The organism is Bacillus sp. J41TS8 (assembly GCF_018333035.1).
GTDB lineage: Bacteria > Bacillota > Bacilli > Bacillales > Bacillaceae > Bacillus > Bacillus paralicheniformis.
Genome location: NZ_BORF01000006.1, coordinates 140,035 through 163,016, shown reverse-complemented (window position 1 = coordinate 163,016; position 22,982 = coordinate 140,035). Strand labels below are relative to the sequence as shown.

The 22,982-nt window shown below is 47.8% G+C and carries 21 protein-coding genes; 19 read left to right on the top strand and 2 right to left on the bottom strand.

Annotation, left to right across the window (positions count from 1 at the left end; translation table 11 throughout):
• The first annotated feature begins 20 nt into the window (after positions 1-20).
• The 11 genes from dxs to KI350_RS10510 all read left to right on the top strand — a co-directional run bounded on the left by dxs (position 21) and on the right by KI350_RS10510 (position 11,350).
• A complete protein-coding gene (gene dxs / locus KI350_RS10560) occupies positions 21-1,922 on the top strand; it encodes a 1-deoxy-D-xylulose-5-phosphate synthase (RefSeq protein WP_023855166.1) in 1,902 nt (633 codons plus the stop codon).
• Positions 1,919-2,764 carry a TlyA family RNA methyltransferase gene (locus KI350_RS10555; RefSeq protein WP_020452130.1) on the top strand — a complete coding sequence of 282 codons (846 nt, stop codon included), beginning with the start codon at positions 1,919-1,921 and terminating at the stop codon, positions 2,762-2,764. Before dxs ends, KI350_RS10555 begins: the two co-directional genes overlap by 4 nt.
• Before the next feature lie 163 nt (positions 2,765-2,927).
• A complete protein-coding gene (gene ahrC / locus KI350_RS10550) occupies positions 2,928-3,377 on the top strand; it encodes a transcriptional regulator AhrC/ArgR (RefSeq protein WP_020452129.1) in 450 nt (149 codons plus the stop codon).
• Between the two features lie 31 nt (positions 3,378-3,408).
• Positions 3,409-5,139: a DNA repair protein RecN gene (gene recN, locus KI350_RS10545; protein ID WP_079289196.1), complete on the top strand. Its 1,731-nt coding sequence runs from the start codon at positions 3,409-3,411 to the stop codon at positions 5,137-5,139.
• A gap of 213 nt (positions 5,140-5,352) precedes the next feature.
• The gene (gene spoIVB, locus KI350_RS10540; protein ID WP_031304732.1) at positions 5,353-6,603 is read left to right on the top strand and encodes a SpoIVB peptidase; all 1,251 of its coding nucleotides are present in this window, start codon (positions 5,353-5,355) and stop codon (positions 6,601-6,603) included.
• A gap of 289 nt (positions 6,604-6,892) precedes the next feature.
• Complete coding sequence (gene spo0A / locus KI350_RS10535; RefSeq protein WP_003183361.1) at positions 6,893-7,693, top strand: sporulation transcription factor Spo0A; 801 nt, start codon at positions 6,893-6,895, stop codon at positions 7,691-7,693.
• Positions 7,694-8,034: 341 nt separating this feature from the next.
• Positions 8,035-8,331 (top strand): antimicrobial peptide LCI, encoded by a 297-nt coding sequence (locus tag KI350_RS10530; protein WP_020452126.1) that lies wholly within the window; start codon positions 8,035-8,037, stop codon positions 8,329-8,331.
• Between the two features lie 129 nt (positions 8,332-8,460).
• Positions 8,461-9,030, top strand: coding sequence for a serine O-acetyltransferase (locus KI350_RS10525; RefSeq protein WP_020452125.1), 570 nt, complete (start codon positions 8,461-8,463; stop codon positions 9,028-9,030).
• A 499-nt stretch (positions 9,031-9,529) separates the two neighbouring features.
• On the top strand, positions 9,530-9,835 hold the full coding sequence (locus KI350_RS10520) for a membrane lipoprotein lipid attachment site-containing protein (protein ID WP_025811172.1): 306 nt from the start codon (positions 9,530-9,532) through the stop codon (positions 9,833-9,835).
• 35 nt (positions 9,836-9,870) lie between these two features.
• Positions 9,871-10,491, top strand: coding sequence for an N-acetylmuramoyl-L-alanine amidase family protein (locus tag KI350_RS10515; RefSeq protein WP_020452123.1), 621 nt, complete (start codon positions 9,871-9,873; stop codon positions 10,489-10,491).
• A 133-nt stretch (positions 10,492-10,624) separates the two neighbouring features.
• Positions 10,625-11,350 (top strand): glycerophosphodiester phosphodiesterase, encoded by a 726-nt coding sequence (locus KI350_RS10510; protein ID WP_020452122.1) that lies wholly within the window; start codon positions 10,625-10,627, stop codon positions 11,348-11,350.
• Between the two features lie 110 nt (positions 11,351-11,460).
• Here the strand turns inward: KI350_RS10510 and KI350_RS10505 are convergent, their stop codons facing one another.
• Complete coding sequence (locus KI350_RS10505) at positions 11,461-11,715, bottom strand: DUF2627 domain-containing protein (protein ID WP_020452121.1); 255 nt, start codon at positions 11,713-11,715, stop codon at positions 11,461-11,463.
• A 153-nt stretch (positions 11,716-11,868) separates the two neighbouring features.
• Here KI350_RS10505 and KI350_RS10500 point away from each other — a divergent pair, with 153 nt between their 5' ends.
• From KI350_RS10500 to KI350_RS10465, 8 genes are all read left to right on the top strand, one after another.
• Positions 11,869-13,935, top strand: a complete 2,067-nt coding sequence (locus tag KI350_RS10500) for a sigma-54 interaction domain-containing protein (RefSeq protein ID WP_023855158.1) — start codon at positions 11,869-11,871, stop codon at positions 13,933-13,935.
• 125 nt (positions 13,936-14,060) lie between these two features.
• Positions 14,061-14,972 carry a phosphate butyryltransferase gene (gene yqiS, locus KI350_RS10495; protein WP_023855157.1) on the top strand — a complete coding sequence of 304 codons (912 nt, stop codon included), beginning with the start codon at positions 14,061-14,063 and terminating at the stop codon, positions 14,970-14,972.
• 3 nt (positions 14,973-14,975) lie between these two features.
• The gene (gene bcd, locus KI350_RS10490) at positions 14,976-16,070 is read left to right on the top strand and encodes a branched-chain amino acid dehydrogenase (RefSeq protein WP_020452118.1); all 1,095 of its coding nucleotides are present in this window, start codon (positions 14,976-14,978) and stop codon (positions 16,068-16,070) included.
• 38 nt (positions 16,071-16,108) lie between these two features.
• Positions 16,109-17,215 carry a butyrate kinase gene (gene buk / locus KI350_RS10485; protein WP_023855156.1) on the top strand — a complete coding sequence of 369 codons (1,107 nt, stop codon included), beginning with the start codon at positions 16,109-16,111 and terminating at the stop codon, positions 17,213-17,215.
• Complete coding sequence (gene lpdA / locus KI350_RS10480; RefSeq protein ID WP_020452116.1) at positions 17,205-18,626, top strand: dihydrolipoyl dehydrogenase; 1,422 nt, start codon at positions 17,205-17,207, stop codon at positions 18,624-18,626. Before buk ends, lpdA begins: the two co-directional genes overlap by 11 nt.
• Positions 18,627-18,648: 22 nt before the next feature.
• Positions 18,649-19,641, top strand: a complete 993-nt coding sequence (locus KI350_RS10475) for a thiamine pyrophosphate-dependent dehydrogenase E1 component subunit alpha (RefSeq protein WP_020452115.1) — start codon at positions 18,649-18,651, stop codon at positions 19,639-19,641.
• 12 nt (positions 19,642-19,653) lie between these two features.
• Positions 19,654-20,637: an alpha-ketoacid dehydrogenase subunit beta gene (locus KI350_RS10470; protein ID WP_020452114.1), complete on the top strand. Its 984-nt coding sequence runs from the start codon at positions 19,654-19,656 to the stop codon at positions 20,635-20,637.
• Positions 20,638-20,660: 23 nt separating this feature from the next.
• Positions 20,661-21,941, top strand: a complete 1,281-nt coding sequence (locus KI350_RS10465; protein WP_020452113.1) for a dihydrolipoamide acetyltransferase family protein — start codon at positions 20,661-20,663, stop codon at positions 21,939-21,941.
• Positions 21,942-21,966: 25 nt separating this feature from the next.
• On the opposite strand, the gene KI350_RS10460 is transcribed toward KI350_RS10465, so the two are convergent.
• A complete protein-coding gene (locus KI350_RS10460; protein WP_020452112.1) occupies positions 21,967-22,869 on the bottom strand; it encodes a YegS/Rv2252/BmrU family lipid kinase in 903 nt (300 codons plus the stop codon).
• Between the last annotated feature and the right edge of the window lie 113 nt (positions 22,870-22,982).

Genomic DNA, 22,982 nt, shown 5'->3' with positions numbered 1-22,982 from the left:
CTGAAAGTGAGTTGATCCGATTGGATCTGTTATCGATAAAGGACCCTGCATTTTTGAAGAACCTTTCAAATCAAGAACTGGAAAGCTTGAGCGCTGAAATTCGCCGTTTTTTAATTGAAACGCTTTCTGAATCCGGAGGGCACATTGGTCCGAATCTCGGCGTTGTCGAGCTTACCATTGCATTGCATAAAGAATTTAACAGCCCGAAAGATAAGTTTTTGTGGGATGTGGGGCATCAATCGTATGTCCATAAACTGCTGACCGGCCGCGGAAAGGACTTCGCCACCCTGCGTCAGCATAAAGGACTGTGCGGTTTTCCAAAGCGGAATGAAAGCGAACATGATGTCTGGGAAACGGGCCACAGTTCGACTTCTCTCTCCGGTGCGATGGGGATGGCAGCTGCGAGAGACTTGAAAGGGACAAACGAATATATCATCCCGATCATCGGAGACGGTGCACTGACCGGCGGCATGGCTCTTGAAGCGCTTAACCATATCGGCCATGAGCAAAAAGATATGATTGTCATTTTGAATGACAACGAAATGAGCATCGCTCCAAACGTCGGAGCGATTCATTCCATGCTCGGAAGGCTGCGCACAGCCGGAAAATATCAATGGGTCAAAGATGAGCTTGAGTATTTGTTCAAGCGGATTCCTGCTGTTGGCGGGAAGCTTGCCGCTACAGCCGAGCGGATCAAAGACAGCCTGAAATACCTGCTGGTATCCGGGATGTTCTTTGAAGAGCTCGGATTTACGTATTTAGGGCCTGTAGACGGTCATTCCTATGATGAACTGTTTGAAAACATGCAGTATGCGAAAAAGACGAAAGGCCCGGTACTCCTCCACGTTATTACGAAAAAAGGAAAAGGCTATAAGCCTGCGGAAACCGATAAAACCGGCACATGGCACGGAACCGGCCCATATAAAATCGATACCGGTGATTTTGTTAAGCCGAAAGCCGCTGCGCCATCATGGAGCGCGCTCGTAAGCGAAACGGTCAGGAAGCTTGCCCGCGAGGATGAAAGGATTGTAGCCATTACTCCGGCCATGCCTGTCGGTTCAAAACTTGAAGGGTTTGCGAGCGAGTTTCCGGAGCGCATGTTTGATGTCGGCATTGCGGAACAGCATGCGGCAACGATGGCGGCTGGTCTCGCGACTCAGAATATGAAGCCGTTTCTGGCGATCTATTCGACATTTCTTCAGCGCGCTTATGACCAGGTTGTCCATGATATTTGCCGGCAAAACCTAAATGTATTTATCGGCATTGACAGAGCGGGCCTAGTCGGCGCTGATGGGGAAACACACCAGGGCGTGTTTGACATTGCTTTTTTACGGCATATTCCGAATTTGGTTCTCATGATGCCGAAAGACGAAAACGAAGGCCAGCACATGGTCAACACGGCTGTCAAATACGATGACGGCCCGATTGCCATGCGCTTTCCGCGCGGAAACGGACTCGGCGTCAAAATGGATAAAGAATTGAAAACGATCCCGATCGGAACGTGGGAAGTGCTGAGACCCGGGACAGACGCGGTCATTTTAACATTCGGCACCACCATTCCGATGGCGCTTGCTGCCGCGGAGGAGCTGCAGAAAGAAGGACGTTCGGTCAGAGTGGTTAACGCCCGTTTTATCAAGCCGCTTGACGAAAACATGCTGATGGAAATCCTGAACGAAGGGCTTCCGATTTTAACGATCGAAGAGGCTGTGCTCCAAGGCGGATTCGGCAGCTCGATCCTTGAGTATGCCCATGAACATCAGTCATACAGCCCGATCATTGATAGAATGGGGATACCTGATCAATTTATTGAACACGGCAGTGTCGCCAAGCTTCTGGAAGAGATCGGAATGACAAAAGAAGACGTCATCAGACGAATAAGACTATTGACGCCCGTAAAGACTCATAAAGGAATTGGATCATGACAGGAAAAAAAGAACGGCTCGACGTTTTATTAGTAGAAAGAGGGTTAATGGAAACGCGGGAAAAAGCGAAAAGAGCCATCATGGCCGGCATCGTCTATACGAATGAAAACAGACTGGACAAGCCGGGCGAAAAGGTCGACCGCACGATTCCGCTGACCGTTAAAGGAAACCCGTTAAAATACGTCTCAAGAGGCGGATTAAAACTTGAAAAAGCATTAAAAGAGTTTCAGCTTTCCGTTCAAGGCAAGCTGATGATTGACATCGGCTCTTCCACCGGCGGCTTCACAGACTGCGCGCTGCAAAACGGCGCTCTCCGCTCATATGCCGTTGATGTCGGGTATAATCAGCTCGCCTGGAAGCTGAGACAGGATGAGCGGGTTGTAGTGATGGAACGCACGAATTTCCGGTATTGCACACCTGCCGATTTTACGGAAGGACTGCCGGAGTTCGCGACGATCGATGTCTCTTTTATCTCACTGAAAATCATCCTGCCTGTGCTTAAGAGCATTTTAGTTCCGGGAAGCGACTGCATCGCTCTCGTCAAACCGCAGTTTGAAGCAGGGCGGGAATCCGTTGGGAAAAAAGGGATCGTCCGCGATCCCCTCGTCCATCAAGCTGTGCTTGATGACATCAGCCGGTTTGCGGCTCGGGAAGGATATGACTGCAGAAACGTCTCGTTTTCGCCGATTACCGGCGGCGACGGCAACATCGAATTCCTTCTCCATTTGCATTGGGACGGAGAAGAGCAACCTGGCACGCCGATAGCAGAAGAAACGATCAATCAAATTGTCGAAGAAGCTCACAAGACATTAAAAGCGAAAAAAACGGATCCGCGTGATTAAAAACCCTTGAGAGTCGTACGGCGAATGCGAGGGTGGCCGGCACGCAAAAAGGAATAATAGTGGGCTATTATTCCTTTTTTACTGCAAACATGTACTTTTCCGACAAAATCATTTAACATAAATGTATAAACATACACAATTTGTGTATAAAACGAGGTGTGAAATGAACAAAGGTCAAAGGCATATTAAAATCAGGGAGATTATCACCGCTAATGAAATTGAAACGCAGGATGAGCTTGTCGATATTTTAAAGAAAGACGGCTATAATGTGACGCAGGCCACCGTCTCGCGGGACATTAAAGAGCTTCATTTGGTCAAGGTGCCGACAAACAACGGTTCCTACAAATACAGCCTGCCTGCTGATCAGCGCTTTAATCCCCTTTCCAAATTAAAAAGATCATTGATGGACGCATTTGTCAAAATCGACTCAGCCAGCCATCTGATCGTTTTAAAAACAATGCCGGGCAACGCGCAGGCGATCGGGGCGCTGATGGACAATTTGGATTGGGAAGAAATCATGGGAACGATCTGCGGAGATGATACCATTTTGATCATCTGCCGGACGCATGATGATACCAAAATCGTACAGAAGAAAATATTGGAGCTTTTATAAACGAAGGCCTGAAAAGAGGTGTCATGAAAGCTTGTTAGCTGAATTATCGATCAAAAACTTTGCCATTATCGAAGAATTAACCGTTTCTTTTGAAAAAGGGCTGACGGTTCTGACCGGTGAAACCGGGGCCGGAAAATCGATCATCATCGACGCCGTCTCTTTGCTTGTCGGAGGCCGCGGCTCGTCCGAATATGTCAGGTATGGCGAAAAAAGAGCCGAATTGGAAGGGCTTTTCCTCCTTGACAGCGGCCATCCGGTTTTTGATTTGTGCACAGAACTCGGGATTGAAGCCTCGGATGACATGATCGTCATGAGGAGAGATATTAACGCAAACGGCAAGAGCATCTGCCGCGTCAATGGAAAACTTGTCACCATTGCCGCTTTGCGGGAAGTCGGCAGACTGCTGCTTGACATACACGGGCAGCAAGACAATCAGCTGCTGATGGAGGATGAGCACCATCTTCAGCTTCTTGACAGGTTTGCAGGAGAAGAAATCGAGCATGCTCTAAAAGCGTATCAGGAAGTTTACAGCCGCTACATGGACGTCATGAGAAAGGTGAAAGAGCTTTCTGAAAGCGAGCAGGAAATGGCTCACAGACTCGATTTAATACAGTTTCAGCTTGATGAAATCGAATCTGCAAACCTTGAGCCGAAAGAGGACGAACTTCTTCAGGAAGAGCGCCGTCAAATCGCTAATTTTGAAAAAATATACGAAGCTCTGCAAAATGCCTATAATGCGCTACGCAACGAGCAGGCTGGGCTTGACTGGGTCGGCATGGCTTCAAGCGAGCTTGAAAACGTCTCAGGCATCAATGAAGGGCTCAATAAAGTATCTGAATCCGTAGCCAACGCATACTACATTCTCGAAGATTCAACTTTTCAGATCAGAAATATGCTGGATGAACTCGAATACGACCCCGAGCGCCTCGATTATATCGAATCGCGATTAAACGAAATCAAACAGCTGAAACGCAAATACGGCGCTACTGTCGAAGATATCCAAGCTTATTCGGCTAAGATAGAGGAAGAGATCGACCGGATCGAAAACCGGGACAGCCACTTGCAGGCATTAAAATCCCGCCTCGAATCAATCGGCAAGGATGTGGCGATTGAAGCCGCCAATGTGTCCGAAATCAGAAAAAAATGGGCGAAAAAACTGGCCAAACAGATTCAGCAGGAACTGAAAGATCTGTATATGGAAAAATCGACATTCGATACGGAATTCCAGGTGAAAAAAGCGGAACGGGATGATGATGCACCCGTCGTCAACGGTATGCCGGTTCAGCTCACAAAGCACGGCATTGATACCGTCCATTTCCTAATCTCAACAAACACGGGAGAACCGCTCAAATCTTTGTCAAAGGTTGCATCTGGAGGAGAGCTGTCAAGAATCATGCTGGCCATGAAAAGCATTTTCTCTGCTCAGCAGGATGTTACATCGATCATTTTCGATGAAGTGGATACGGGTGTAAGCGGCAGAGTCGCGCAGGCGATCGCCGAAAAAATACACCGCGTCTCGATCGGCTCTCAAGTTTTATGCATTACCCACTTGCCGCAGGTGGCCGCGATGGCTGACACCCATCTTTTGATTACGAAACAGTCGAAAGACGGGAGAACGACGACAAGCGTCACACCGTTGACAAAACAGGAAAAAATAGCGGAAATCGGCCGGATGATCGCCGGAGTCGAAGTAACGGATCTGACGAAGCGCCATGCGAAAGAACTTTTGAACCAAGCTAAGCTTGTTAAAACTACCGGATAAGCTGTTCATCCTGAACAGCTTATTTTTTGTCGGCATTTTCTTATACAAACTCATTCTTATCATTTTATCCAATGATTTTCTTCCGTCCGCAGTTATAAATCGCTGTCCGAAAGGCAAAAGTAATGAATGTAGCGAAAGAAATTTTATATGGTGTGGGTTAGGTGCGAGGAGAGTGAAAAGGTGGATGTTGAAAAAATCAGAAAAGTTGTGGGTATGATTCTCCTTGTTTCTTTAATAAGTGTAGGGTTTTACAAACCGGTGAAAGAATACATTGTAATCCCAAAAAACTTGAACATTTTTGAGACGGGTACCCGTGCGGTTGAAACGAGCTTATCCGTCAGTGCTTCGAAAGATGGATCATCGGAAGCATTCACACTGAAAGAAAATCAAAGTGAAGTGGAAATAAAAGGTGAAAAGAATGGAAAGGCAGAACTCGTCTATGATTTTGCCGGATTCCCAGTTAAAAAAACGAAAGTAAATGTCCTGCCTGATTTGAAAGTGGTCCCCGGCGGGCAGTCTATTGGTGTAAAGCTTCACTCCGTTGGCGTATTGGTCGTAGGTTTTCATCAAATCAATACCTCTGAAGGCAAAAAATCGCCCGGTGAAGCAGCCGGAATCGCGGTAGGCGACATTATCACCGAAATCAACGGCACGAAAATCGAAAAAATGAATGACATTACCCCTTTTATTCAAAAGGCCGGGAAAACAGGAGAAACCTTACATCTGTCGATTAAAAGAGATAAACAAGAAATCAAAACGAAGCTCATTCCGAAAAAAGACCAGGCTGAAGATAAATACAGAATCGGCTTATATATCAGGGACTCTGCCGCAGGAATCGGCACAATGACTTTTTTCGAGCCGAAATCGAAAAAATACGGAGCGCTTGGTCACGTCATTTCAGACATGGATACGAAAAAACCGATCGTTGTTGAAAAAGGGCAAATCGTGAAATCGACCGTCACTTCGATTGAAAAAGGAACAGGCGGAAATCCCGGAGAGAAACTGGCCCGTTTCGCATCAGAACGAAAAGTGATTGGTGATATCAACAGAAACAGTCCATTCGGGATCTTCGGGACGCTTCACGAGTCAATCAAAAACCGCATCGCTGACAAAGCCATTCCGATTGCATTTTCAGATGAAGTAAAAGAAGGCCCGGCCCAAATTTTAACGGTTATCGAAAACGACAAAGTCGAGAAATTCGATATTCAGGTCGTCAGTACGACACCTCAGAAGTTTCCGGCTACAAAAGGGATGGTGCTGAAAATTACCGACCCGAGGCTGTTGAGCAAAACAGGAGGCATCGTTCAAGGGATGAGCGGAAGCCCGATCATCCAAAACGGAAAGATCATTGGCGCCGTAACTCACGTTTTCGTCAATGATCCGACGAGCGGATACGGCGTGCATATTGAATGGATGCTGTCTGAAGCAGGGATCGATATTTATAAAAAAGAAAAAGCAAGCTGACTGCCGGATGCCTCCGGCAGTTTTTGATTTCGTCTTTTTTTCTTGAGCGTTGTGCGTTAAAATGAAAGAAGAAAAGATTTTTCGACAAATTCACGTTCCCCGGTTTGTCAAGTCGCATTTCGAGTCGAAAAATCGAGAAAATCAGAAAAAAACAGAGAAAAAGCGAGAGATACCACTATTATTGGAAAAATCCTTTTTAAAAAAAGGGAATAAAGTGGTGCTGTCGAATTAAACATATTAGAAAAAGAATGATGAAATTTATCAACATACACATTGGGGAGGAAGAAACGTGGAGAAAATTAAAGTATGTGTTGCTGATGATAACAGGGAGCTTGTCGGCCTATTAAGCGAATATATCGAGGGACAAAGCGACATGGAAGTACTTGGTGTCGCGTACAACGGACAGGAATGCCTTTCGTTGTTTAAAGACAAGGAGCCCGATGTGCTTGTGCTGGATATTATCATGCCTCACCTCGATGGATTGGCCGTTCTTGAAAGGCTGAGGGAATCGCAGCTTAAAAAGCAGCCGAATGTCATCATGCTGACGGCGTTCGGTCAGGAAGACGTGACGAAAAAAGCTGTAGATTTGGGCGCGTCGTATTTTATTTTGAAGCCTTTTGACATGGAGAACTTAGTCGGCCATATCCGCCAGGTCAGCGGAAACGGATCTCAATTGACACACCGTGCCCCGTCTTCTCAAAGCAGTGTGCTTCGGCCGCAGCCGGAATCGCCGAAGAAAAACCTGGACGCCAGCATCACGACCATCATCCACGAAATCGGCGTGCCCGCTCATATAAAAGGCTATTTATACTTAAGGGAAGCCATCTCCATGGTGTATAACGACATCGAACTGCTCGGAAGCATTACAAAAGTGCTTTATCCGGATATCGCCAAAAAATTCAACACGACTGCAAGCCGAGTCGAACGGGCGATTCGCCACGCCATCGAAGTCGCATGGAGCAGAGGCAACATCGACTCGATTTCGTCACTTTTCGGCTACACAGTCAGCATGTCAAAAGCCAAGCCGACGAATTCAGAATTCATCGCGATGGTCGCAGACAAGCTGAGACTGGAGCATAAGGCTTCTTAAACGTTGACATGGCGCGGTTTTGACGAAGATTTACCGTTGAATTGCCGACCTTTTTCTAACGAATAGTTTATCGTAATTCCGATGAATTTTTCGCCCTTATTGCGATGAATTGCGATCCGAAGGGTTTCATACAGTATTTGAAGGTCTCGTTTTTATAAACGAGGCTGTTTTTTTGCTCTTAAATGTACTGTTTGTGTTTCAGCACGGTGTGTATTGTGTAAAGTCAGCCTAACAGCTCATCAAAAAATACCAAAATATTGTAATTTGTGCACTTTTTAGACATGCCTGTTTGTTATATGATGAAATCGAAATGAAATAAATGGAAAAGGAGTTGTTTTAAAATGAAAGTCAATAAATTATTAACTGGTACGACTCTGGCTGTTGGTTTACTTATTTCTACAGCGCCGGTATTTGCTGCACCGCATTCATCTGAGGTGATTGCACATCCGACTGCTCAATACATCAATTGTCCAAGTGACTTGCCAAGCTCATTCAAAAGCAGCAAATCATCAAAATGTGTAAAATCTTCTTCAGGAGTTTTCAGTAACAAATTTTCTGATAGCGATGGAACATGGTATTTCAAAGGGAAATTTTACAGTAATGTTTTTAACACTTGGGTTGGTTTTTACGAAGGATGAACAAAAAAGGGGGGCTCCCCCTTTTTTTGTTTTCCTTTTAGTAATTTCACGGAAATAGATGGCGGAGAATGTAAAACCTTTCGAAAAAGCCAATCTCGAGTTAAAAGTATGAAATAAGCAGGTGGTATGATGATCTTTACGAAAACAGATCTTCGCTATTATCTCGAACAAGACAAGAAAGCGTTAGGAATCTCAAGTCGAAAAAGGCCTAAATGGTTTGGCGATGATATTTGGAAGTATCAGATAGCCTTGCGCAAACATGAATATTACTCAAATGCCAACTCCAAGGTGTTCAAGCATGTTTACCGGTATCTGCATAAAAAGAGAGGATTGAAGCTCGGATTTGACATCCCGGTGAATGTTTTCGGTCCGGGGTTGAGGATCAACCATTACGGATTGCTCATCGTAAACAGCAATGCAAAAATAGGTGCAAACTGTGACATTCATCAAGGAGTTAACATCGGTCAAAATCACGCTCACCACGATGTTCCAACAATCGGAGACAATGTCTGGATCGGGCCTGGAGCAAAGCTCTTTGGCAGCATTCACATTGCCGACGGCATTTCGATTGGCGCAAACGCCGTAGTCAACAAATCTTTCACTGAGGAAAACATTACAATAGCCGGTGTGCCTGCCAAAAAAATTAAAGAGGCGCCGTCAACAATGGACCGGAAGCAGGCTCTGCAGCAGCAAATATAGGCATGAGAACTGCGGAAGGAGCAGCGCTGCTAAATCATCCGCTATGAAGGACTAAATGTTGTCATGAAGCAGCCGGGCTTTAAAAAATGCATTCCTGCAAGTTCTGATAAAAGCCACATAGCACGCAGCCAGCTTTCAGTGTATCCGTCTATTTTTCAAAGTTTGTCTCACGCCCGGTGCATTGGCGTCATAGACTGAATCATATAAAGCGAAAGCCGCATGAAACGTCTTTTTTCTTATGAAAAAAGACGTTTTTTTATACAAAAAAATAAAAATGATGAAATAGATCTGATTTCTTCCAGATGACAACCATTTTTCGCCTTGGGTAGACCGTTTTTCACAGACGTTTTTGAGCGGATGGCTTCTAACAATTCGGAAATCCCTGGGGCGTTGGACGGGTAAATCGGACGAATATCTGCTGGAGTGGCCTGCTTTACAGCCGCCGGGTATTAAAGATAAGGTACGGGGTGTAAAAAATTCAGCGGACGAGGTGGTCGACATGAAAAAAGGAGTCATCCTTGTTTTGTTCGCTATGCTGCTATTGGCAGGCTGCGGGACAACGCAACATAATGAGATCCGAAAAGGAACAGGCGGGGAAACGTTTGTGAAAGAAGGCACCTTTGTCGGTTTGGCGGATCAGCATACCGTCGCCGTCAATATTGACGGTAAAGAAACGACGTTTCAGGTCCCTCCCGAAAAACGGGATAAATATAAGGGGATCAAGGATGATACAAAGGTGGAAGTGAAGTATACGAAAACAGAGGACGGAACATTACAGCTTGAAGATATGAAAGAGAAAGAATGATCGTTTGCAAAAAGGGATTGTAGGAGGAACTAATCGTGAAACTGTTAATGAGGAGTTTAGTTTTGCTGCTGTTTTCGTTTATTGCGGTTTTTCCAGCTGCTTTTGCAGCTGAGCCGCTTTCCGGTAAGACGGTATATGTTGACGCAGGTCACGGGGGCGAAGACAGCGGTGCGGTCGGAAACGGGCTGCTTGAGAAAGATGTCAATCTTGAAGTGGCAAAGCTGGTTGATGAAAAACTGAAAGAAGAGGGAGCTGCCACAGTCGCCTCAAGAACGGATGATACGTTTTTGACGCTGGAAGACCGGGTGGCCAAAGCGAGCAAGCACGCTTCGGACTTGCTGATCAGCATTCATGCAAACTCGGCCGTCCCTGAAGCGTCAGGTACAGAAACATACTTCGATTCTGCCTATCAAGCCGCTGACAGCGAACGCCTGGCGTCTAACATTCAAGAACGCCTTCCGGATGCGCTTGGCACTCGGGACAGAGGTGTAAAAGAATCAGGGTTTTATGTCATCAAAAATTCTCAAATGCCGAGTGTTTTAGTCGAACTCGGCTTTATCACGAACAAAACTGATGCAGCTAAACTCGAAAGTCCGGAATATCAGGAAAAAGCGGCAGACGCGATTGCTGACGCTGTCACAGCTTATTACGAATAACAATAGGGGCCCCGGTATAAGACCGGGGTCTTGTGTTATGTTTATGTTAAAAAAGGCCTTATGTGTGGAAAGAAAACAGTAAGACCTTCATAATGGGATATAAACTTGCAATTCTTGTAGAGGTGAACCAGAAATGACGAAAATATTTGCACACCGAGGAGCTTCAGGCACTTTCCCCGAAAATACAATGGCGGCGTTTAAGCAGGCGGCGGCCATCGGTGCAGACGGCATCGAATTGGATGTACAAATGGCAAAAGACGGACGTCTTGTTGTAATACATGATGAAAAGCTTGACAGGACGACTTCGCTGAAAGGATATGTGAAGGATCTTACATATAAGGAGATCAAGCGCGGAGACGCAAGCCACCGTTTTTCAGAAAAAATCGGCTCTGTCCCGGTACCGACCCTTGAAGAAGTGTTTGAGTGGGCGGCAGATGCTGAATTTCTTCTCAATGTGGAATTGAAAAACAGCATTATCCGTTATGAAGGGATGGAAGAAAAGGTGATGTCGATGATTGAAGCGTACGGCCTTCAAGACCGGATCATTCTTTCATCATTTAATCATGAAAGCCTTGCGTTATGCAGCAGATTGAATCCAAGTATCGAGTTGGCCGCGCTTTACATGGATGTCATCTACAAGCCGGAGGAGTACATTGAAATGATTCCGGCTACAGGATTTCATCCGTATCGCCGTTCAATGTCGGCTGATATGATCAAAAACGCCCATTTGAAACAAAAAGCGGTCAGGCCGTTCACCATCAACCGTGAAGAGGAGATGAAAAAGTTGATTGCTGAAGGAATTGACGGTTTCTTCACCGATTTTCCCGAAAAAGCGTTAAAAATAAAAGCCGAGATGTGACACGCTGAAAGAATGACAAAATCCCAAAACTAAAAGTCGTTTTGGGATTTTGTCAACAATCTGAAAGCCGCAGACAATATCTGCGGCTTTTTGCTTTCCGTTCGCAGAGATCACACCTCGCGGCCGCTCTGCTTTTTTCTGAAGCGGGGGCTTACTTGGTTGCGTTTTCTGTCTCTGTATAGAATAAATCCGCCTAATAAATAAAGGCCGCCTGCGAAGCATATGAACCCCGCCAGCCCCTGAAGCCAAAGGATCTGAAACGGGCTGATCAAAACGCCGAAAACAGTGTCGCGCATCAATTTAATTCCGAGAGCAGCCAGGCCTCCCGGTATCAGCAAAACGAGCAGTGCGATCATTCTCCCCATACACGAATCCCCTTACCAAAGATTTACCTTTATTGTCTATTTGAAAAAAAAGTTTGTCAAGAAAGGAAAACATGATAACATAGATGTTGTGCAAATTGTTGCAAGTGAACGTGATAGTGTGCAAAATTTTTCATACAAAGGGGTAAAGGGATGATGCAAAAAGTACTGATCGTTGGTGCTGGAAAAGGGGGGACCGCTCTCTTGGATGTGCTGCTGAAAACAAAGACGATGCATATCGAGGCGGTCATCGATAAAAATCCGGAAGCTCCCGGGCTTTTCATCGCGCAAAAAAACGATATCGAAACGGCGCTCGATTGGGCGCCGTACATCACAGAACAGATCGATATCATCATTGAAACGACCGGAGACGCCGGCGTATTAAAGCAACTGATGCGAAAAAAGCACGACAGTACGATCGTGGTGCCGGGATCGCTCGCTTATATCATCTCTCAGCTGATGAACGAAAAGCAGCAGCTCATCCAAATGTTAAAAGAGCAGACGTATAAACACGACCGTATTTTCAACTCTATGAATGACGGCATGATTTTTATCGACATTAACGAAGAGATCATTTTGTTTAACAAAATGGCGGAAGTGATGACCGGGACAAAGCGCACTGAAGCGATCGGCCAGCATATTCAAAGCGTGATCCCGACGACGAAGCTGCCGCGCATTCTCAATACGAGAGAGCCTGAGTATCATCAAAAACAATTTCTCCATCCGAACAGGCAGATCGTTACGACCAGAATTCCGATTATCGATGACGGAGGGACGCTGCTCGGGGCGCTTAGCATATTTAAGGACATTACCGATGCGGTCGAGCTGGCTGAAGAGGTGACCAACCTGAAGGAAGTCAGAACGATGCTTGAAGCGATCATTCAATCTTCGGATGAAGCGATATCGGTCGTTGATGAAAACGGAAACGGGATGATGATCAACAGGGCGTATACAAAGATGACGGGCCTGACAAAAGACCAGGTGATCGGGAAGCCGGCCAATACCGACATATCCGAAGGTGAAAGCATGCATTTGAAAGTGCTTGAAACGAGGCGCCCTGTCAGAGGGGTCAGAATGAAAGTCGGCCCCAATAAAAAAGAAGTGATCGTCAATGTCGCGCCGATTATCGTTGACGGTATTTTAAAAGGGAGCGTCGGTGTTATTCACGATGTATCTGAAATTCAATCGCTCACAAACGAGCTGAACAGAGCGCGCCAGATTATCCGTACACTCGAGGCGAAATATACATTTGCCGATATCATCGGTTCAAGCGAGCAGATGCTCGTCGCGCTGGAACAGGCGAAATTGGGGGCGAAGACGCCTGCGACGATTTTGCTGAGAGGCGAATCGGGAACGGGGAAAGAGCTTTTTGCCCATGCCATACATAACGAAAGTGACCGAAAGTATAATAAGTTTGTTCGCGTCAATTGTGCGGCCATTTCGGAATCACTGCTTGAATCAGAGCTGTTCGGCTATGAAGAAGGCGCTTTTTCAGGCGCGCGCCGCGGCGGCAAAAAAGGATTTTTTGAAGAGGCGAACAACGGCAGCATTTTCTTGGATGAAATCGGAGAGCTCACGCAAAACACACAAGCGAAGCTCCTCCGCGTTCTTCAGGAAAAAGAAATTGTCAGAGTCGGCGGGACCAAACCGATTTCTGTGAACGTCCGGGTCATCGCAGCGACAAACGTCAATATTGAAAAAGCGCTCGCTGAGGGCAGGTTTCGCGAAGACTTGTACTACCGGATCAATCGCTATCCGATATCAATTCCGCCGCTCAGGCAGCGGAAAGAGGATATCGAAGCCTTGAGCAGGCATTTGATTGGGAAGATCAATCAAGAATACGGACGCAATGTAAAGGGGCTCACGAAAAACGCACTCAAATCGTTAAAAGCACGGAAGTGGCCGGGGAATGTCAGAGAGCTTGAAAATGTCCTTGAGCGGGCGATGATCTTTTTAAAACCGCAAATGGAATGGATTGATCTCGAACACCTGCCTGAAGCAGACCGTCCGAAAAAAAAGGTGGAAGCCGGAGCAGCTTTCCCTGAGATTGAAGAGGAAAAGCTGTCTGATGCGGTTGAACGGTTTGAAGCTCATGTCATAAAAGAAACGCTTGAAAAGCATCAATACAACAGAACGAAAACGGCGAAAGCGCTTGGAATCAGTATCCGCAATCTCTATTACAAAATGGATAAATACAATCTTGCAAAAGATAGCATGCAATAAATTGCAAAACGAGTGCAAAATCATGCAAACTGTAAAACAGGATCACAGTACCGAACCGCTTTTTTATACTGGCACGAAACTTGCATGATATAGTGGGCGGATGTTTGCTAAGAAAGGTGGGTACTATGAAGCTGAAACAATTATTGCAAAAAGCGGCGGAGCTTGACAATAAAACGGTCGCCGTCGCACATGCAGAAGATGACGAAGTGCTGCAAGCAGTCAAACTTGCGGTCGACAAACAATTTGCCCGGTTCTTGCTGATTGGGCACAGAGAAAAGATCAGGCATATGATGACAGAACAGAACATTTCAAAACGGCACGTGGATATCATTCATTCGGAATCGCCGGCGGATTCGGCGAGAATTGCCGTTCAAGCTGTCAAAAGCGGAAATGCTGATGTTCTCATGAAAGGGAATGTCCCGACAGCCGTGCTATTAAAAGCCGTTTTGAATAAAGAGTACGGGCTCCGCTCCTCGCATGTGCTGTCACATGTAGCAGCTTTTGAAGTCAGCGGGTTTGAGAGGCTGATTTATGTAACAGATGCGGCAATGAATATCAGCCCCAAGCTTGATGAGCTGAAACAAATTTTAGAAAACGCAGTCGGCGTGGCAAGAGCGGTCGGCGTGCAAATGCCGAAAGCCGCTTGCCTCGCCGCGGTGGAAACGGTGAATCCCGCAATGGAAGCGACATTAAATGCAGCTGCCTTGACGCAGATGAATCATCGGGGCCAAATCAAAAATTGCATCGTTGACGGGCCTCTTGCGTTGGATAACGCGATCTCACCGCTTGCCGCCCGGCATAAAAACATTTCCGGAATCGTTGCGGGCGAGGCTGACATCCTGCTTGTTCCTTCAATTGAAACAGGCAATGTCCTTTACAAATCATTGATTCATTTTGCGGGTGCGAAAGTGGGAGCCATTTTGGCAGGGGCAAAAGCGCCCATCGCCTTGACAAGCAGGGCCGATTCCGCAGAAAACAAGCTGTATTCGATTGCTTTGGCGCTGTGTACGTCTGAAGCACGACAAGAGGAGGAATAAAAAATGGAACTATTTCGATATATGGAACAGTATGACTATGAGCAATTGGTATTTTGCCAAGATAAACAGTCCGGATTAAAAGCGATCATCGCGATTCATGATACGACGCTCGGGCCGGCTCTCGGCGGCACGAGAATGTGGACATATGAAAGTGAAGAAGCCGCAATTGAAGATGCGCTGCGCCTTGCGCGGGGAATGACCTATAAAAACGCGGCGGCCGGACTGAACCTCGGAGGAGGCAAAACCGTTATTATCGGCGATCCGCGCAAAGATAAAAACGAAGAAATGTTCCGCGCTTTCGGCCGTTACATTCAAGGGCTGAACGGCAGATACATCACCGCGGAAGACGTCGGTACAACCGTTGAAGATATGGACATCATTCATGACGAAACTGATTTTGTTACAGGCATTTCGCCTGCTTTCGGTTCATCTGGCAATCCTTCCCCGGTAACGGCTTACGGGGTATATAAAGGGATGAAGGCTGCGGCAAAAGAGGCCTTCGGGACAGATTCGCTTGAAGGAAAAACCGTTGCTGTCCAAGGGGTCGGAAACGTGGCATACAATCTGTGCCGTCATCTCCACGAAGAAGGCGCGAAACTGATCGTGACCGACATCAATAAAGAAGCGGTCGAACGCGCAGTCGCCGAATTCGGCGCCCGTGCCGTCGATCCGGATGATATTTATTCACAGGAGTGCGATATATATGCACCGTGTGCTCTGGGAGCGACAATCAACGATGATACGATTCCGCAGCTGAAAGCCAAAGTGATTGCCGGGGCAGCCAACAATCAGCTGAAAGAAACGCGCCACGGGGATCAAATCCACGACATGGGTATCGTTTATGCCCCTGACTATGTCATCAATGCCGGCGGCGTCATCAATGTCGCTGACGAGCTTTACGGCTATAATTCAGAGCGCGCGCTGAAAAAAGTCGAAGGCATCTACGGTAATATTGAACGCGTCCTTGAAATTTCAAAACGCGACCGCATTCCGACATACTTGGCCGCAGACCGCCTGGCGGAAGAGCGTATTGAGCGCATGCGCCAATCGAGAAGTCAATTTTTGCAAAACGGCCATCACATTTTAAGCAGGCGTTAAGATCATAACCCCTATTCGCTATTGGAGGTTTTATATCAATGCAGGTACAGGAAAAACGTATTCTCGTCATCAATCCGGGATCAACATCTACAAAGATCGGCGTTTTTCATGATGACCGTTCGATTTTCGAAAAATCAATCCGTCATGACGAGGCTGAGTTACAGCAATACCAAACCATTATTGATCAATATTCGTTCAGAAAACAGGCGATACTCGAAACCCTGCATGAACAGGGAATCAATATTTCTAAATTGGATGCCGTTTGCGCCCGGGGAGGGCTGCTCAGACCGATTGAAGGCGGCACTTACGAAGTCAACGATGCGATGATCACCGATTTGAAGAACGGATATGCGGGGCAGCATGCATCAAATCTCGGGGGTATCATCGCCAGGGAGATTGCCGACGGATTAAATATTCCCGCTTTTATCGTCGACCCCGTTGTTGTGGATGAAATGGCCCCTATCGCAAAAATTTCCGGCACGCCGGCCATTGAAAGGCGCAGTATTTTTCACGCGCTCAACCAAAAAGCTGTCGCGAGGAAAGCGGCCTGGCAGTTTGGAAAGCGGTATGAAGATATGAAAATGATCATCACCCACATGGGAGGCGGCATTACGACCGGCGTTCATTGCCACGGTCGGGTGATCGATGTCAACAACGGCCTCCACGGAGAAGGTCCGCTCAGTCCGGAGCGGGCCGGAACCATTCCTGCGGGTGATCTGATCGAAATGGCCTTCTCCGGCAAGTATACGAAAGGCGAGCTGATGAAAATGCTAGTCGGCGGCGGAGGCCTCGCCGGCTATCTCGGCACGACGGATGCAGTTAAAGTTGAGAAAATGATCAAGGAAGGCGATCAAAAGGCTGCGCTCATCTATGAAGCGATGGCTTATCAAATCGCCAAAGAAATCGGGGCGGCCAGCGCCGTCTTAAAAGGCGAAGTCGATGTCATTATTTTGACAGGCGGACTGGCGTACGGAAAATCGTTTGTTACCTCGATCAGACAATACATAGACTGGATTTCGGATGTCGTCGTCTTTCCGGGAGAAAATGAGCTTCAAGCATTGGCTGAAGGTGCATTTCGCGTATTGAACGGCGAAGAAGAGGCGAAACAGTATCCGAACCAGAGGAGGGAAAGTCATGGCAACTGAATACGATCTCGTGATTCTTGGAGGGGGCACAGGCGGCTATGTGGCTGCCATCAGAGCTTCGCAGCTGGGGCTGAAAACAGCCGTCGTTGAAAAGCGGAAACTCGGCGGCACGTGCCTTCATAAAGGCTGCATCCCGTCGAAAGCGCTCCTAAGAAGCGCGGAAGTTTACAGGACAGCAAAAAAGGCGGACGAATTCGGAGTGGTCATTTCTGAAGTCGGCCTGCGGTTTTCTCAAGTTCAAAGCAGAAAACAAAAAATAATTGACCAGCTGCACAACGGTGTCAAACACTTGATGAAAAAAGGAAAGATTGATGTTTACGAAGGAATCGGACGGATTCTCGGGCCGTCGATTTTTTCCCCGATGCCGGGGACGGTTTCCGTTGAGATGGCAAACGGGGATGAGAATGAGATGCTCATACCGAAAAACGTCATCATCGCCACAGGCTCAAGGCCCAGGTCGCTGCCGGGGCTTGAGCTTGACGGGGAAAACGTGCTGTCATCCGACGAAGCGCTTGAACTTGAGCAGCTTCCGGCTTCCATGCTGATTGTCGGAGGAGGTGTCATCGGAATCGAGTGGGCTTCCATGCTGTGCGATTTCGGTGTTGACGTGACCGTCATTGAGTATGCAGACCGGATTTTGCCGACTGAAGATGCCGATATTTCTAAAGAAATGCAGACGCAGCTGGCGAAAAAAGGCATCACCATCATCACGGGAGCGAAAGTGCTGCCCGACACATTGGCGAAAGGCGATACGGTCAGCATTCAAGCGGAAAAAGACGGAGAAAAACAGACCTATTCCGCTGAGAAAATGCTCGTATCTGTCGGAAGGCAGGCAAATGTTGAAGGGATCGGTCTGGAAAACACAGATATCCAAGTGGAAAACGGCTTTATCGCGACAAACAGCATGTACCAGACAAAAGAATCCCACATCTATGCGATCGGAGATGTGATCGGCGGCCTTCAGCTTGCACATGCTGCTTCCCATGAAGGGATTACGGCTGTTGAGCACATTGCTGGCGAGAATCCGCACGACATCGACTATTCGCTTGTCTCAAAATGCATCTATTCAAGTCCTGAAGCCGCATCGGTCGGCTTGACAGAGGATGAGGCGAAGGCACAGGGCAAAAGCGTCAAAGTAGGCAAATTTCCGTTTCAGGCGATTGGCAAAGCGCTCGTGTACGGTGAGACGGACGGCTTTGTCAAAATCGTCGCCGATCGCGAATCAGATGATATTTTGGGCGTTCACATGATCGGCCCGCATGTGACAGACATGATATCTGAAGCCGGTCTGGCAAAGGTGCTTGACGCCACCCCGTGGGAAGTCGGACAAACGATCCATCCGCATCCGACGCTGTCGGAGGCGATCGGAGAAGCCGCCCTTGCCGTAGATGGAAAGGCGATTCATTTTTAGAAAGCATGAAGGAGTGAAAAAAATGGGCAATAACCGTCATGAAGCAGTTGGATTAACAGATGAACAAGCAATCGACATGTACAAAACCATGCTTTTAGCCAGAAAACTTGATGAGCGGATGTGGCTCTTAAACCGTTCAGGCAAAATTCCTTTTGTCATCTCTTGTCAAGGACAGGAAGCCGCCCAGGTCGGAGCGGCATTTGCATTAGACCGTGAGAACGATTATGTGCTTCCATATTACAGAGATATGGGCGTTGTCCTTGCTTTTGGCATGACGGCAAAAGATTTAATGCTGTCGGCGTTTGCAAAAGCCGAGGATCCGAATTCGGGAGGAAAGCAGATGCCGAGCCACTTCGGTCAAAAGAAAAACCGGATCGTCACGGGCTCTTCGCCAGTGACAACGCAAGTTCCGCACGCGGTGGGTGTAGCGCTTGCCGGAAGACTTGAAAAGAAAGACATCGCGACTTTTGTGACGTTCGGTGAAGGCTCTTCAAACCAGGGGGACTTCCATGAAGGGGCGAACTTTGCCGCCGTTCATAAGCTTCCCGTCATTTTCATGTGTGAAAACAATAAATACGCCATTTCGGTTCCTTACGAAAAGCAGGTGGCTTGTGAAAACATTTCCGACCGCGCCGTCGGTTACGGCATGCCCGGCGTGACTGTTGACGGAAATGATCCGCTTGAAGTCTACAAAGCGGTTAAAGAAGCAAGGGAACGTGCCGGAAGAGGCGAAGGTCCGACATTAATCGAAACGATATCATACCGGCTGACCCCGCACTCCAGCGATGATGATGATCGAAGCTACAGAGAGCGCGAAGAGGTGGCGGAGGCGAAGAAAAATGATCCGCTTAACAAATTCGCGCATTACTTAAAAGAAACAGGCCTTCTGGACGACCAGTCTGAGAAGCAAATGTCGGATGAGATCACAACCATCGTCAATGAAGCAACAGATTATGCTGAACATGCACCTTATGCAGATCCGGAAGATGCGCTGCGGCATGTTTATGCGGAGTAAGGGGGAAGAACAATGCCAGTTATGTCATATATAGATGCTGTCACTTTGGCTTTGAAAGAAGAAATGGAAAAGGATTCCCGCGTCTTTGTTTTAGGGGAGGATGTCGGCAAAAAAGGCGGTGTGTTCAAGGCAACAGCCGGTCTTTACGACCAGTTCGGCGAAGAGCGGGTGATGGACACGCCTTTGGCGGAATCCGCAATTGCCGGCGTCGGAATCGGGGCTGCCATGTACGGGATGAGACCGGTCGCCGAAATGCAGTTTGCAGATTTTATCATGCCGGCTGTCAACCAGATTATTTCAGAAGCGGCAAAAATCCGCTACCGCTCCAACAATGACTGGAATTGTCCGATCGTCATCCGCGCACCTTACGGCGGAGGCGTGCACGGCGCGCTGTACCATTCTCAGTCAGTTGAATCCGTATTTGCCAACCAGCCCGGGTTGAAAATCGTCATGCCTTCGACACCTTATGATGTCAAAGGGCTTTTGAAAGCGGCCATCCGCGATGACGACCCTGTCCTGTTCTTCGAGCATAAACGTGCGTACCGGCTGATCAAGGGCGAAGTGCCGAGTGACGACTATGTGCTGCCGATCGGAAAGGCGGATGTGAAGCGGGAAGGCGAAGACATTACCGTCATCACATACGGATTGTGCGTCCATTTCGCCCTTCAGGCTGCCGAGCGGCTTGCCAAAGACGGGATTTCCGCACATATCCTTGATTTAAGAACAGTATATCCGCTCGATCAGGAAGCGATTATTGAAGCGGCTTCCAAAACGGGCAAAGTGCTTCTGATGACCGAGGATACGAAGGAAGGCAGCATTATGAGTGAAGTAGCCGCGATCATTTCAGAGCATTGCCTGTTCGATTTGGATGCGCCGATTAAGCGGTTGGCGGGCCCTGACGTCCCGGCAATGCCGTATGCTCCTACAATGGAAAAATTCTTTATGGTCAATCCGGATAAAGCAGAAGCAGCAATGAGAGAATTGGCCGAGTTTTAATATAGCGAAGGAGGACATATCGTATGGCAGTGGAACAAATGACAATGCCGCAGCTCGGGGAGAGCGTGACGGAGGGAACCATCAGCAAATGGCTTGTCAGCGTCGGAGATCACGTCAACAAATACGATCCGATTGCTGAAGTGATGACGGATAAGGTCAATGCTGAAGTCCCTTCATCGTTCACGGGAACGATTACCGAGCTTGTCGGGAAAGAAGGCGAAACTCTGCAAGTCGGAGACGTCATCTGCAAAGTCGAAACAAACGAAGAAGCGAAACCGGAGGCTGAGGCTGCTTCCAATCTGGATCAAGCGGAAGCGGAGCCGGCCAAACCGGAGGAAAAAGATACATCTCAGAAAAAACGTTATTCCCCGGCGGTGCTGAGACTTGCCGGTGAGCACAACATTGATTTGGAGCAGGTGGAAGGTACCGGTGCCGGCGGACGGATCACCAGAAAAGACATCCAGCGCATCATTGCTTCCGGAGCTGCTCCTCAAGCTGATGCGGCGCCGGAAAAACAGCCGGATACAAATGCCGCGGGAGCGAGTGAGCCCGTCCAAAAGCCGGCGCAAGCCGCCCCTCAAGCTGCACCGCCTCAGAGTGCGGCTGGAGACGTCGAGATTCCTGTGACCGGAATCCGTCATGCGATTGCGACCAATATGGTCAGAAGCAAGCATGAAATCCCTCATGCCTGGACGATGATGGAAGTGGATGTCACAAGTCTTGTGAGCTACCGCAACAAAATAAAGGACGAATTTAAGAAGAAAGAGGGCTTCAGCCTGACCTTTTTCGCGTTCTTTGTCAAAGCGGTCGCACAGGCGCTGAAGGAATTCCCGCAAATGAACAGCATGTGGGCCGGAGATAAAATCATTCAGAAAAAAGACATCAACATCTCAATTGCAGTAGCGACTGACGATGCGCTGTACGTTCCTGTCATCAAGCATGCCGATGAAAAAACAATTAAAGGCATCGCGAGAGAAATCTCCGAACTGGCTCATAAGGTCAGAAGCGGCAAGCTGACGAGCGGGGATATGAGCGGAGGTACGTTCACGGTCAACAATACCGGTTCGTTCGGGTCGGTTCAGTCAATGGGGATCATCAACCATCCACAGGCGGCCATCCTGCAGGTTGAATCGATCGTCAAGCGTCCCGTCGTCATGGAGCATGGCATGATCGCGGTCAGAGATATGGTGAACCTGTGCTTATCCCTCGACCACAGAGTGCTTGACGGCCTCGTTTGCGGCAGATTCCTTGCCCGTGTGAAAGAGATTTTGGAACAAATCGATGATCATACTTCCATTTATTAAAAAAGAAGAGCTGGCCCGTTAAGGGTCAGCTCTTTTCTTTTTCTAAGGGGGCGAGCATGCGGAGATGTCCGTTTAGCACCTCGATTGAAGCCGGCGTTTTTGTGCAGATTTCGCCGTCTGTATCGGCTTCCATTGGGAGGGCGGTTTCAACTTCAACGGTTTGCCCCTGATAATAGGAGAGCTCGCCTGCAAAGGAATCCCATTCGGGATCATCCATTGCAAAAAGTTCTTTCAATGCAGCCAGATTCGTATTCCGGCAGACGAGGATGTCCGCTTTTCCGTCGTTAATGCTCAGCTGCGGAAGGGGGATCTTGTTTGTTCCGATAAATGGTCCGTTCAGCACGACCACCATGACCGCTTCGTCAGTAAACTCTTCTCCGTCGATCGACAGGCGGAAAGAGAAAGGCTCAAGATTGGAGATGGTCCGCAGTGCGCTTGTAAAATAACTGATTCTCCCGAGCAGCGCTTTTTCCGTTTGATTGATATGGGTGGAAGCTTCCGTAATCAATCCGATGCCCCAGAAGTTGAGACAATAATGATCATTTGCTTTTAACACATCGACCGGGACAGGTTTTCCATTGACGAGCGCTTCCGCCGCTTTTTCAATGTTCTGGGGAATGCGGAGCGCCCTCGAAAAGTCGTTACATGTGCCGCCCGGGAGAATGCCGATATCTGGCTTCGTTTGAAGCTGGCTGATGCCGTTAATGCATTCGTGCACCGTTCCGTCACCGCCTAATATAAACAATTGCCCGATATCCTCCCCGATCTTTCGGCAAAATTCGAATGCATCACGTTTCTTTCTCGTCGGTTTTACGATGAGTTCGTCTATAGCCTGTGAAAGAACAGGTACGGCAGCACCCAGTGTTTTTTCAACATTTTTTTGTCCTGCATTTCCGTTGTAAATCAGCATTGCTTTCTTTCGGTTCATAAAGGTGCTCCTTTATTTGATAGAGTCTTTACTTATTTTTCCCCGGGCTGCCCGTGCCATAAACCTGAAGGAACACGAATCGCCTGATTTGCGGTTCGGACGGTTTCAAAGTA